Below are 12,116 nucleotides of genomic sequence, written 5' to 3'. Positions count from 1 at the left end.
AATTTTCGGCATCAAAAAAGTAAACTGTATCCTGAAAGAAAGATATAGAAAAGAGGTTGACATCCTCTGCTTCTATCTCAATTGTCAGGATACAGTTTACATATGCTAAAATGTATAGTCTTCCAATTCTACCTTATCCACTTCCTGGAATGGCGCCAGTGTGGATATCATCTTTACGATGTTCCTGTAGGGATTAAAGCAATAGTGAGTCTCCGAAGGCTCAATATGGATAAAATCCCCCTGTTTTAAATGATGGACGACTCCATCTACAACAATGTTAACCTCTCCCTCAAGAATGAAGAAATTCTCTTCCATCACGTTATGATAATGAGCGGTGAAATCCTCACCTGGCTGGAATTGCACCACTGCAAAATTCATGCGTGGACCTTTCATTAAATATTTTGGACCGCTGTTGCCAAAACGGAATTCTTTCTCTGATTCATTGATGATAAACATATTTTTTTCTCCTTTTTCTTCACTTATAAGCCAGGTGCAATCCACATATTCTTTGTGATTTTACGATCACAAAGAAGCAGCTGGGCTTGGTAAAATTCTCTCCAGTTTTTATAAATCCCACAATAAATTCTATGATTCTCCATGTTTGGCATAAACTGGTGCTCTATGGTTACCAGTTCTTTTGCAGTCTCAGCAATATCCTGATACATGCCGATCCCATATCCTGCCAGGATGGCAGCACCCAGCGCAGTGGCTTCCTTTACTTTGGGAACCTTTACAGGGAGTCCCAGAACATCTGAGAGGATCTGGGCCCAGAGAGAGCTGTTTGCGGCTCCGCCTGCAAATGTGATTTCTTTTGGAAGATGGCCGGTGGCCTCCCGAACCAGTTCTAAATGTCCCTTTGTAACCAAAGCCGTATTTTCTAAAATCGCCCGGTAGAAGGTATAGTGGTTGTATTTCTGAGGATCCAGTTCAAAGTTGGAGAAAGTTGGTGCAGCATGTTTCCAGTTTATAAAGTTCATCACATCTGAAAAAGTGCACATCATGCCGTAGCAGCCTGCCGGTATTTTTTCTGCTTCCTCATTCATCAGGTCATAGACACTCTTTCCTGTTTGATCTGCCAGCCTTTTTTCTGCATGACAGAAGCTGTCCCGGTACCAGCGCATGACAAGTCCCGGCTGAAAGGCGAGGGCTTCATATTGCCATATGCCTGGTATGGCATGACAGTTTACCCGGACACGGCAGCCAGGGTCTGTGTCTGGCTTGTCTGTATTGTATTCGTACTGCCAGAAACTGCCTCCGAATAATGCGGCTTCCTCTACATGCACAACACCTACTCCTATACAACCTAATTGGGCATCTCCTCCGCCTACGACAACCGGAATTCCTTCCGGCAGTCCTGTATGGCCTGTGCAGTCAGAAGATGTTCTCCCGATTACTGTTCCGCATTCCTTTACAAGGGGGAATATATCCGTTCGTAATCCGCATCGCCCGGCAATCTTTGGATTCCAGAGGCGGGTCTTTAAATCAAATAGTCCGGTTGTAGATCCGTTGCTTGGCTCTACGGCCAGGATTCCGGTCAGCTTAAACATAAGCCAGTCGTTGAACATACCAATGTATGCAATCCGTTCATAAATATCCGGCATTTTATTCTTTACCCATAGAAGCCTGGGAAGGGCATCCAGGGCATAAGACTGTCCTGTTTCGTAATAGAGGAGGCGTTCCAGTTCTGGATCGCTGGAAATCAGCTGTTTTACTTCATCATTGCTCCGGGCATCTACATTGGCGCAGGCCCAGATTTCTTTTCCGTCTTTGTCGTAAAGAACGATACCTTCTCTCATGCAGGTAGTGGAGATGGCGGCTATCTCATAAGGTTCGCCGGTACTTGAGCATAAGACCCTGCGGATACAGGAGGAGGCAAGCTCCCAGTTCCTTTCCCAGTCAAAATCCATACTCCCCGGATACTTAGGATCCTCCCTGTGTTCCCATTCCTCCTGAACACAGGAGAGCTGATTGCCCTTACGGTCAAATAGTACTGCACGAATACTTCCAGTGCCTGCGTCAATAGCTAAAAGGTAATTTGATGACATATCCATTCCTCCATTCTATTTTCATTTCGGCGAATCAGGATCTTCTTCCATCAGTTTTATTGCTGTTTGTTCATCTGTGATCAGCACATTTAAATAACCGCCCTTTAAAGAAGCGCGTATGGCTCTGACTTTACTGTCTCCGGCGGCGACCCCAATTACATTGGGCAGGGTGCGCAAGGTTGCAAGAGATGTGCTTAACAGCCGGTCCTCAATATCAGTATGGACGGGATTTCCATCTGCATCGATGAAATGGCTGAGGATATCGCCTACGGCTCCCTGCATGGACAGGTAGAGAAAGTCATTTTTCGTAAAAATTCCATTCTTGATTATGGTTGCATCTTCTTTGATTCCCCCTATGCCTACCACGGTCATGGAAGCCAGGTTCACCATACGGGATATTTCCTGTATGGAAGGTTCGTTTTGCATGGCATTGCATAGCTCTTTGGTTGAAACAACCAGAGGAGCGGGATAAAGAAACAGCTTTGCGTTAAACCTGCTGGAAAATGCATTTGGAAGATAATAGCTGACACCTCCTGTTAAAGATACGGCAGAAAGAGGTGCTTCCGTTATGTTGGCCAGATGATTGATTACCCTGCCCAGGGTATCTCCGTATCCGATGTTGACGTATGTGTTTTCTGTGATCCGGTCACTGATGTACATGGCGGCAGCTTTGGCAATGGTATCGTTTAGGCAGGAGACATCAGGGGCAGAGGGAACTACAAACGCATCTTTTAAACTCCATCTGCGGATTATTTCTTGCTCGATTTTTAAGTGACGGCTCCGTTCCTGGGAAATCTGGAACTGTATCACACCGTCCTGTCTGGCTTTTTCCAGAAGCTTAATCACTTTCATACGGGATATTCCGAGTTTTTCCGAGATTTTTTGCTGGGTCATATTTTCTATATAATAATACCACGCTGTTTTGATAATAAGGGAATCTTCATAATTCATGTCTTGGTCTCCTATTCGTATCATTCGTTCTAAACAAATGTTTTTGTAATGATAAAATGTTTGAATTTGTACTTAGTATAGCAAAGGAAGATCTATATGTCAATAGTGCCAAAACAAATAAAACATCACAAAAATATGTGTGGTAATTTTGATAAAACATAGAAGATATAATGAGAAATTTCGTATAAAATCACCATGCTTTTGGAAAAGGCTATTGACAATACGGGCTATATCATGTATGATGTGGACATGAAACAAAAGTTAGCATATGAAACAAAAATATCAACTTTGATGGGTGGGAGGAAATATGAAGCAGTCTGAAGCAGCCCGTTTGGAACAGGTATTGTTCTCTGTCAGCGATATTGTTAAATCATTTGGCTCCAATGCTGTTTTAAAAGGAATTGATTTAAGCGTGAGAGAGGGAGAAGTCCTTGCGCTGATCGGCGGAAACGGAGCAGGAAAAAGTACCTTGATGAAGATTATTATGGGCATATATCAGCCGGATGCCGGAAGTGTAACGGTAGCCGGGGAAACACTTTCGGTATTTAAGCCGTCTGTTGCTCTTGCAAAAGGGATTTATATGGTTCCCCAGGAACCCATGCTGTTTCCAAACATGACTGTTGAGGAGAACATTCTCATTGGTTTTCATGAAAATACGGCCATTCTTCGAAAACGTCTGCACCAGATCATGGATGAGATTGGCTGGCACCTGGACACCGACCGGAAGGCTATGAGCCTTTCCATAGCGGAGCAGCAGCTGGTGGAGCTTCTCAGAGGGTTGTTAAGACAGGCAAAGCTTCTTATTTTAGATGAACCCACCAGCGCCCTGACCTTTGATGAGGTGGAAAGCCTTTTCCGGATTGTGGAGGATTTAAAAAAGAAAGGAATAGGTATCATCTATATTACTCACCGGTTGGCTGAGGTATTTCAGATTGCTACCCATGTGGCAATTATGAGAGACGGAGTGATTACATTAAAGGGAAGGACTTCAGATTTTACCAGAGAAATGCTGGTTAAGGGGCTGCTTCCCGCCAATATGGATGGGCAGAAGGAATGTGAAAAAAAGGAATCTTCTGATCTGGACTATTCTGAACTGAAACCGGTATTTGAATTAAAAGGCTACTCGGGTTACGGATTCAAGGATATGGACCTTAAGATCTACCCTGGAGAGATTCTTGGAGTTGCAGGAGTTGTGGGGGCTGGGCGTACCGAGCTTGCAGTTACGATTTTTGGAAAAGATAAGGTTCTTAGCGGAAAAGCTTTTCTGGATGGAAGAGATGTGACAGGCCTCTCTACCAGGGAAATTTTAAAAGCCGGTATTAATTATGTACCGGAGGACCGCCGCTTAAATGGTCTGTTCGGAATCAGTGATGTGGCAGCAAATACTACCTCTGCCTTAGTTCCGGGGAAAGCTCTTGGGCGGATATTCTTAAACACAAGGACTGAGCGGGGAATCACCCGGAAATATGTGGAGGACTTTCGTATTAGGATTACGGGCCAGGATCAGGCGGCGGGAAGTCTTTCCGGAGGCAATCAGCAGAAAATAGTCATTGGACGGTCACTGTCTACAAATCCAAGGCTGGTGATTTTGGACGAGCCGACACGGGGAATCGATGCGGCGGCCCGCGGCGATGTGTATGCAATTATCCATGAACTGAAAAGGCAGGGAGTTGCGGTCATGCTGATTTCTTCTGATATGGAAGAGATCGTGGAGCTTTCAGACAGGGCGGTTGTGGTCTTTCAGGGAAGGCTTAAGGGAGAACTGAGCAAATGTGAGATCAGTCAGGCAAGCCTTATGGCGGCCTCCTTTGGGGTGACGGAAGGAAAGCAGGTGGGGGCATGAAGAAAATTGGAAAAGTCCGTGAGTTAAACAGTTTTCTGTTTCTGGCGGGGCTGATTTTTCTGGTAGGCCTGGTTAACCGGAGTTTCTGGCAGCCGGCAGTCATATGGAATTGTTTTAATGACAGCGTTGTATTTACGCTTCTGTCAGCAGGAATCGCATTTGTCATCCTGACAGGGGAAATCGATGTTTCCATTGGGGCGGTACTGGGCTTATCGGCAGCCGTCGGAGCTACACTTTTAAGGGACGGTTATGGAGTGATAACAGCCGCCGCGGCTGCCCTTATCATCGGCATTCTGGCCGGACTGGTCAATGGGGTGGGGGTAGCGATATTTCACATTCCATCTCTGATTTTTACACTGGGTGTTAATGGTGTTGTACGGGGCTTGATTTATGTATACACAAAGGGAGCCTGGGTTGAGAATCTTCCGGCTGCATTTACCAGAATGTCAAACCGCATGCTTATGGGAAATCTGACGGTTTTTTATGCCATGACAGTTGTTATGGTTTTGATTGTCCATCTCGTTTTGACGAAGACCAAAAAGGGAAAATATTTTATCGCAGTGGGGGATCATGAAGCCGGTGCAACCCTGGTTGGAATTCCGGCAGATAAAACGAAAATCATGGCATATGTCCTGTGCGGTATGTTTGCTTCTGCTGCAGGTATGATTTATGCGTCCCGCATTGGTTTTATTACGCCTACGGCAGGTAACGGATATGAGATGAAGGCAATTGCGGCATGTGTTCTGGGGGGCTTAAGTTTAAATGGAGGAATTGGAAGCCTGGCAGGTGCATCCATCGGTGCGGTAATCATGTCCTCCATCAGCAGAATCCTTGTGTTTCTTGGCTTCTCTTCCGATTATGACAATACCATCACCGGCATTATGCTGCTGACCATTGTGGTAATCAATACCGTGGCGCAGAACCGGGCGGCTGAGAAAAACCGCCGCAGGATCTTGTCTGCCAGGACTGGTGGAAAAGGAGGAGAGAAGAAATGAAAGCTTCTGTCTGGAAAAAGTGGGAATTTGCACTTTTCTTGATTTTGATTCTGGAAATTGTTGTCTTTGCGTCAAAAAACAGCAAATTCCTTATGCCCAGAGTGCTGTTTGGCAGTATGAATGACATTATTTCCATTTGTATCATTTCGCTGTTTGTCACCTTTGTCATGATTACGGGAGGGATTGATATCCAGGCCGGTTCCATTGTAGGGCTTTCTTCCATTATTATGGGAGTTGCCTGGCAGGATGGGGGAGTGAATATCTGGGCGGCTTCCCTGGCTGCCATAGCTGCTGCGGGACTGTGCGGCGCTCTTTCCGGCTATTTTATCGCATACTGCGGTGTGCAGCCCATGGTGGTTACTCTTGGAGGGAGTTTTCTGTATTCCGGGGTTGCGCTGATGGTGTCAAATTTGTCAGCAACAGAAAGCTACAAAGGGATCAGCGGTTTCCCGGATAGTTTTTTAAGGCTCTCTAAAATAAAGCTGTTTGGCGTCATTCCAAGCCAGGTTATCATATTTCTGATCCTGGCAGTACTGGCTTATTTTCTTCTGCATAAGACCAGATATGGAAGACAGGTATTTCTGGTGGGGGTAAATCCCAATGCAGCGGAATATTCAGGCATTCATACAAAGCTTATTATCATGAGTACATATATTCTTTCCGGAATCAGTGCGGCTGTGGCCGGAATTATCCTTACCTCTTATCTTGGTACGGCAAAAAGCGATATTGGTTCTACACTGACCCTCCCCATCATTACTGCAGTGGTTCTGGGAGGTACCTTAAGTACAGGAGGGAAAGGAAGTGTACCTGGGACGGCACTTGCCGCAGTGGTGATCGGGACTTTAAGATTCGGACTTCCGCTGTGCTTTAAGGTGAGCCAGCAGTATCTGGACATTCCGGCAGGGATTCTCCTTCTGGCAGTAGTGACGGGACGGGCATTCCTGAATAATCCGGGTTTGAGAGCACGTTTTCTGAAAAGAGAGCGGAAGTGACTGATAAAATGAGGGGAAAACCTTATCATTATAAAACTATATAAAGCATATTAAAGGAGGATTTTTTATGAGAAAAGCAATGGCATTTGTATTGGCGGGACTGATGGCGGCGTCACTGTCTGCCTGCAGCGGTTCGGAAAAACTTACTGACACAACCAAGGCAGCCGGTGGGGAAACAAAAACAGAATCTAAAGCGGAAGAAGGCACGGGCAATGCCGGTTCTACCGATATTTCCGGAAAAACAGTGGCATTTATTCCAAAGCTGACGGGTAATGCATTTTTTGAATCAGCCAATGCGGGAGCCCAGAAATACGGAAAATCCTGGGGAATTACCGTTGATTATCAGGGAAGCGCCAATGCGGCCGTAGCAGACCAGGTTCAGGTAATCAACAATGCGGTGGCAAGCGGAGTGGATGCCTTATGTGTTTCCTCTGTAGATGCGACGGGACTTGACTCTGCATTAAAGGAGGCAAGTGATGCAGGCCTGACCGTGGTCACATGGGATTCCGATGTTTCTGATACGGCACGCACCTTGATGGTTTCCCAGGGAACGCCAGAGATGCTTGGCAAAATGCTTGTAGATATGGGGGCGGACTCTTTAACAAATAGGGGGAAGGATGTCAAAGCGGATGGGATTAAGTACTGCTGGCACTATTCCCAGGCAACCGTGGCAGATCAGAACTCCTGGCAGGTTGCGGGAGAGGCTTATATAAAGGAGACTTTTCCCAATTGGGTGAATGTTGCTCCCAATAATTATTATTCCGAACAGGATGCAGAAAAAGCAGTATCCATCGGCGCCTCCATTCTGGAAGCCAATCCGGATATTGATTTGATTATCTGCAATGACTCTACAGCACTTCCGGGTCAGTGTAAGGCGGCTCAGAACAAAGGAATTACAAAAGAAGATGTGACCATCACCGGTTTTGCTTCTCCCATGTCCATTAAGGATTACTGCAATGCAGGTGTGATCGAGCAGTGGGGACTTTGGGACTGCCAGGTTCAGGGTGCTATTGGCTGCTATCTTGCCGCCTATTTATCTGCGGGAAATCAGGTAAAGGTAGGAGATAAGATTGACATACCGGAGATCGGCGCTGTGGAAGTAATGCCCAATGACTGTCTGGTTGAGGGAGCCACTACCGGTGAGGTAAACAATGGAGTCGTTCTCCTTCCGGAGCGCACGGTATTTAATAAAGACAATATGAATAACTATGATTTTTAATCCGGCCAAACCGCTGGGTGCAATGACAGTAAAAGGAGAGAATGAACATGGCAGATCTGGAAGGAATAAAAGTAACACATAATTATTATAAGGATGTACTCTTTGCAAATAATAAGCCTTTTTATGTAAAAGGAGCCAATCAACTGGATTGGGGAATGAAAAAGCATTTATCGAATATTTTTGATGAGAGCAGCGGGAATACGGTCATGTTTGCATTTGACCATGGATACTTTATGGGTTCTGTTGCCGGTCTGGAGCGTTTGGACTTAGTGGTGCCCAAGCTGCTTCCCAACATTGATGTTTTAATGGGAACAAGAGGGGCGCTGCGAAGCTGTGTGCCTGCAGAGGGAAGAAAAGGCATTGCACTTCGCGTCACCTCCGGTTCTTCCATGCTTGATGAGGACTTGTCCCATGAGGTTCTCGCTGTTGATATTGAAGATGTGATCCGTATGAATGCGGATTGTATGGCCGTTCAAACCTTTATCGGAGCGGAAGGTCAGCTTTCAAGCCTTGATAATCTGTCAAAAGCGGTGAACTTAGGTGTGCGCTATAGCATACCTACTATGGGAGTTGTGGCAGTAGGAAAGCAGATGGAGAGAACAGACCGCTTCTTTAAGCTGGCTACCCGTATTGTGGCAGAGTTAGGAGCCAATATCATAAAAACCTACTATTGTGAAAACTTTGAAGAAGTGGTATCTGCCTGCCCGGTACCTATTGTAGTGGCAGGGGGGAAGAAACTTCCTGAGAAAGAAGCACTGGAGCTTGCGTACCAGTCCATCAGCCAGGGTGCAAGAGGAGTTGATATGGGAAGAAATATCTTCCAGAGTGAAAACCCTGTGGAGATGAGCGCAGCTGTCCGCAGGATCGTGCACGAAGGTTTTACTGCGAAGGAAGCTTATGAGTTTTATCAGGACATGATTCATCAATAAATGCAGAGGTATAGTTAAAAAGGATAGTTAATAGTGCGTCTTGAAACGGTATAAGCCGAAAGCCGGAATAAGACGCACTTTTTTTGCGCATAGCAGTTTAGAAGGGACAGGGCTTTTCCATATTTATCAAATAACTCATATGAAATGCCTCTTTTATAACCTATGTTTATAGTTTCAATTCCAATCTTATATAGTCTTTTCCCGAAAATTATTTTATTTTAGTTGAAAAATCCCGATAAATGTTCTATTATGAGAAGAAATATATTATCGAAAGCATAAAGCGCCTTCGATAATCGGATGGACGGCAGTAAAAATACTGCCTTTTATCAGCATAGTGCAGTGACATAGAGGGAGAGGCAGAGATGAATTACAATATTGCAGTGATTCCCGGCGACGGGATCGGGCCTGAAATCATTGGAGAAGCGAGAAAGGTCCTTGATAAGGTGGGAAGTGTATACGGTCATGACTTTCAGTATACAGAAGTATTGATGGGCGGCATTTCTATTGATACCCATGGAGTTCCTTTAACAGAGGAAGCTCTCAAAACAGCAAAAAACAGTGATTCCGTTCTCCTCGGAGCAGTCGGCGGAAATGTGGGAAATTCAAAATGGTACGATGTGGCACCGAATCTGAGACCTGAAGCGGGGCTACTTGCTATCCGTAAGGGTCTTAATTTATTTGCCAATATCCGTCCGGCCTATTTGTACAAAGAGCTATCTGATGCCTGCCCTTTAAAAAAGGAGATCATTGGAGACGGATTTGACATGGTCATCATGAGAGAGCTGACAGGCGGCCTGTATTTCGGAGAGCGGCACACCGAAGAGGTGGATGGTGTCATGACTGCCGTGGATACCCTTGCCTATAATGAAAATGAAATAAGAAGAATCGCCGTTAAGGCCTTTGATATTGCCATGAAACGCCGGAAAAAAGTGACCAGCGTGGATAAGGCGAATGTGCTGGATTCCTCCAGGCTTTGGAGAAAAGTGGTGGAAGAGGTGGCAAAGGATTATCCGGAAGTTGCCCTGTCCCATATGCTGGTTGATAACTGCGCCATGCAGCTTGTGATGAATCCGGGACAGTTTGACGTGATCCTGACGGAAAACATGTTCGGTGATATCCTGTCCGATGAAGCCAGCATGATCACAGGCTCCATTGGGATGCTGTCTTCAGCCAGCATGAATGAAAGTAAATTTGGAATGTATGAACCAAGCCACGGCTCTGCCCCGGATATTGCGGGAAAAAATATTGCAAACCCCATAGCCACCGTTCTTTCCGCAGCCATGATGCTCCGCTTTTCCTTTGATTTGGACCGGGAAGCAGCAGCGGTGGAGTCAGCAGTGGAAAAGGTGCTGAAAGAAGGATACCGGACGGCAGACATTTATTCAGAAGGATGTAAAAAAGTTTCGACCGCAGAAATGGGAGACAGAATTGCGGAACGGATTAAAAAAGAAAAGGAGTGTGCAGCAGATGAAAAGTGATTCAGTAAAAAAAGGGATGCAGCAGGCGCCTCACCGTTCCCTGTTTAACGCGCTGGGAATGACAGAGGAAGAGATGGAAAGACCTCTGATCGGTATTGTCAGTTCTTATAATGAAATCGTACCAGGCCATATGAACCTGGACAAAATGGTGGATGCCGTTAAAATGGGAGTTGCCATGGCAGGCGGTACCCCGGTCATGGTTCCGGCCATTGCGGTCTGTGACGGAATTGCCATGGGACACATTGGTATGAAATACTCTCTGGTCACCAGGGACTTAATTGCGGATTCCACGGAATGCCTTGCAAAGGCCCATGCCTTTGATGCCCTGGTCATGGTACCCAACTGTGATAAGAATGTACCCGGACTCTTAATGGCAGCGGCCCGCATTAATGTACCCACAGTGTTCGTCAGTGGCGGACCAATGTTAGCTGGGCGTGTGCATGGCCATAAGACCAGCCTTTCCAGCATGTTTGAGGCGGTAGGAGCTTATACTGCAGGAAACATGACTGAAGAGGATGTGAGGGAATATGAACAGCATGCCTGCCCCACCTGCGGCTCTTGTTCCGGTATGTATACGGCCAACAGCATGAACTGTCTGACAGAGGTCCTGGGAATGGGACTGAAAGGTAACGGAACCATTCCGGCGGTTTATTCGGAAAGGCTGAAACTGGCAAAGCATGCAGGAATGGCTGTTATGGAAATGCTTAAGAAGAATATCTGTCCACGTGACATTATGACGGAAAAAGCCTTCCGCAATGCACTGACCATGGATATGGCCCTGGGCTGCAGCACCAACAGTATGCTCCATCTTCCCGCCATCGCCCATGATGCGGGTGTGGATTTGAATCTGGAGATCGCAAATGAGATCAGCGCAAAGACCCCCAACCTTTGCCATCTGGCTCCGGCAGGGCCTACTTATATGGAAGATTTAAATGAAGCAGGCGGAATTTACGCTGTTATGAACGAGATCAGCAAGCTGGGACTTCTGGAATTAGACTGTATGACCGTGACAGGAAAAACGGTTGGAGAAAATATAAAGAATTGTGTAAATAGGAATCATGAAGTGATCCGGCCTGTGGAAAATCCCTACAGCCAGACAGGAGGCATCGCCATATTAAAAGGAAATCTGGCTCCTGATTCCGCGGTGGTAAAGCGCTCCGCCGTAGCGCCTGAAATGTTAAAGCATGATGGTCCGGCAAGAGTCTTTGACTGTGAAGAGGATGCAATAGATGCCATTAAGGGAGGAAAGATCGTGGCAGGAGATGTGGTTGTTATCCGCTACGAAGGACCCAAAGGCGGCCCCGGCATGAGAGAGATGCTAAATCCAACCTCAGCCATTGCAGGCATGGGACTTGGTTCCACGGTGGCCCTGATCACTGACGGCCGTTTCAGCGGCGCTTCCAGAGGCGCTTCCATTGGGCATGCATGTCCGGAAGCAGCGGTGGGAGGTCCCATTGCCCTGGTGGAAGAAGGAGACATTATTTCCATTGATATTGACAACCACAGGTTGGATGTAAACATATCTGACGATGAGATGACAAGAAGAAAGGCCAATTGGCAGCCAAGGAAACCTCAGGTGACTACAGGATACTTAGCCCGCTATGCGGCTATGGCAGCCCCGGCAAGCCGTGGAGCAATTCTTGAAATATAAAGGAAAAGGAGCA

10 protein-coding genes are annotated in these 12,116 nt (G+C 46.3%); 7 read left to right on the top strand and 3 right to left on the bottom strand.

Going from position 1 to position 12,116, the window contains the following annotated elements; all coding sequences use genetic code 11:
- Positions 1-105 precede the first annotated feature (105 nt).
- The 3 genes from K401_RS0104515 to K401_RS0104505 are packed head-to-tail and all read right to left on the bottom strand — an operon-like array spanning position 106 to position 2,996.
- The gene (locus K401_RS0104515; RefSeq protein WP_024291841.1) at positions 106-456 is read right to left on the bottom strand and encodes a cupin domain-containing protein; all 351 of its coding nucleotides are present in this window, start codon (positions 454-456) and stop codon (positions 106-108) included.
- A 23-nt stretch (positions 457-479) separates the two neighbouring features.
- A complete protein-coding gene (gene lsrK / locus K401_RS0104510) occupies positions 480-2,045 on the bottom strand; it encodes an autoinducer-2 kinase (RefSeq protein WP_024291840.1) in 1,566 nt (521 codons plus the stop codon).
- Between the two features lie 21 nt (positions 2,046-2,066).
- Positions 2,067-2,996, bottom strand: a complete 930-nt coding sequence (locus K401_RS0104505) for a sugar-binding transcriptional regulator (RefSeq protein ID WP_024291839.1) — start codon at positions 2,994-2,996, stop codon at positions 2,067-2,069.
- 307 nt (positions 2,997-3,303) lie between these two features.
- On the opposite strand from K401_RS0104505, the gene K401_RS0104495 reads away from it, so the two are divergent.
- From K401_RS0104495 to ilvD, 7 genes are all read left to right on the top strand, one after another.
- The gene (locus K401_RS0104495; RefSeq protein ID WP_024291838.1) at positions 3,304-4,839 is read left to right on the top strand and encodes a sugar ABC transporter ATP-binding protein; all 1,536 of its coding nucleotides are present in this window, start codon (positions 3,304-3,306) and stop codon (positions 4,837-4,839) included.
- Positions 4,836-5,834 carry an ABC transporter permease gene (locus tag K401_RS0104490; protein ID WP_024291837.1) on the top strand — a complete coding sequence of 333 codons (999 nt, stop codon included), beginning with the start codon at positions 4,836-4,838 and terminating at the stop codon, positions 5,832-5,834. Before K401_RS0104495 ends, K401_RS0104490 begins: the two co-directional genes overlap by 4 nt.
- The gene (locus tag K401_RS0104485) at positions 5,831-6,826 is read left to right on the top strand and encodes an ABC transporter permease (RefSeq protein ID WP_024291836.1); all 996 of its coding nucleotides are present in this window, start codon (positions 5,831-5,833) and stop codon (positions 6,824-6,826) included. The genes K401_RS0104490 and K401_RS0104485 overlap by 4 nt, the downstream gene beginning before the upstream one ends.
- A gap of 67 nt (positions 6,827-6,893) precedes the next feature.
- Positions 6,894-8,045 (top strand): substrate-binding domain-containing protein, encoded by a 1,152-nt coding sequence (locus tag K401_RS0104480; RefSeq protein WP_024291835.1) that lies wholly within the window; start codon positions 6,894-6,896, stop codon positions 8,043-8,045.
- A gap of 47 nt (positions 8,046-8,092) precedes the next feature.
- Positions 8,093-8,974 carry a 3-hydroxy-5-phosphonooxypentane-2,4-dione thiolase gene (gene lsrF, locus K401_RS0104475; RefSeq protein WP_024291834.1) on the top strand — a complete coding sequence of 294 codons (882 nt, stop codon included), beginning with the start codon at positions 8,093-8,095 and terminating at the stop codon, positions 8,972-8,974.
- 362 nt (positions 8,975-9,336) lie between these two features.
- Entirely contained in the window at positions 9,337-10,452 is a 1,116-nt protein-coding gene (gene leuB, locus K401_RS0104470) for a 3-isopropylmalate dehydrogenase (RefSeq protein ID WP_024291833.1), read from the top strand.
- Positions 10,442-12,103, top strand: coding sequence for a dihydroxy-acid dehydratase (gene ilvD, locus K401_RS0104465; RefSeq protein ID WP_024291832.1), 1,662 nt, complete (start codon positions 10,442-10,444; stop codon positions 12,101-12,103). Before leuB ends, ilvD begins: the two co-directional genes overlap by 11 nt.
- The last annotated feature ends 13 nt before the right edge of the window (positions 12,104-12,116 follow it).

Origin of the sequence: Lacrimispora indolis DSM 755 (assembly GCF_000526995.1) — a bacterium.
GTDB lineage: Bacteria > Bacillota > Clostridia > Lachnospirales > Lachnospiraceae > Lacrimispora > Lacrimispora indolis.
This window is presented reverse-complemented; position numbering and strand designations above follow the sequence as displayed.

Excerpts from the sequence above, each read along its gene's own strand:
- K401_RS0104515 (WP_024291841.1), bottom strand. The coding sequence starts at position 456 with ATGTTTATCATCAATGAATCAGAGAAAGAATTCCGTTTTGGCAACAGC.
- lsrK (WP_024291840.1), bottom strand. The coding sequence starts at position 2,045 with ATGTCATCAAATTACCTTTTAGCTATTGACGCAGGCACTGGAAGTATT.
- K401_RS0104505 (WP_024291839.1), bottom strand. The coding sequence starts at position 2,996 with ATGAATTATGAAGATTCCCTTATTATCAAAACAGCGTGGTATTATTAT.
- K401_RS0104495 (WP_024291838.1), top strand. The coding sequence starts at position 3,304 with ATGAAGCAGTCTGAAGCAGCCCGTTTGGAACAGGTATTGTTCTCTGTC.
- K401_RS0104490 (WP_024291837.1), top strand. The coding sequence starts at position 4,836 with ATGAAGAAAATTGGAAAAGTCCGTGAGTTAAACAGTTTTCTGTTTCTG.
- K401_RS0104485 (WP_024291836.1), top strand. The coding sequence starts at position 5,831 with ATGAAAGCTTCTGTCTGGAAAAAGTGGGAATTTGCACTTTTCTTGATT.
- K401_RS0104480 (WP_024291835.1), top strand. The coding sequence starts at position 6,894 with ATGAGAAAAGCAATGGCATTTGTATTGGCGGGACTGATGGCGGCGTCA.
- lsrF (WP_024291834.1), top strand. The coding sequence starts at position 8,093 with ATGGCAGATCTGGAAGGAATAAAAGTAACACATAATTATTATAAGGAT.
- leuB (WP_024291833.1), top strand. The coding sequence starts at position 9,337 with ATGAATTACAATATTGCAGTGATTCCCGGCGACGGGATCGGGCCTGAA.
- ilvD (WP_024291832.1), top strand. The coding sequence starts at position 10,442 with ATGAAAAGTGATTCAGTAAAAAAAGGGATGCAGCAGGCGCCTCACCGT.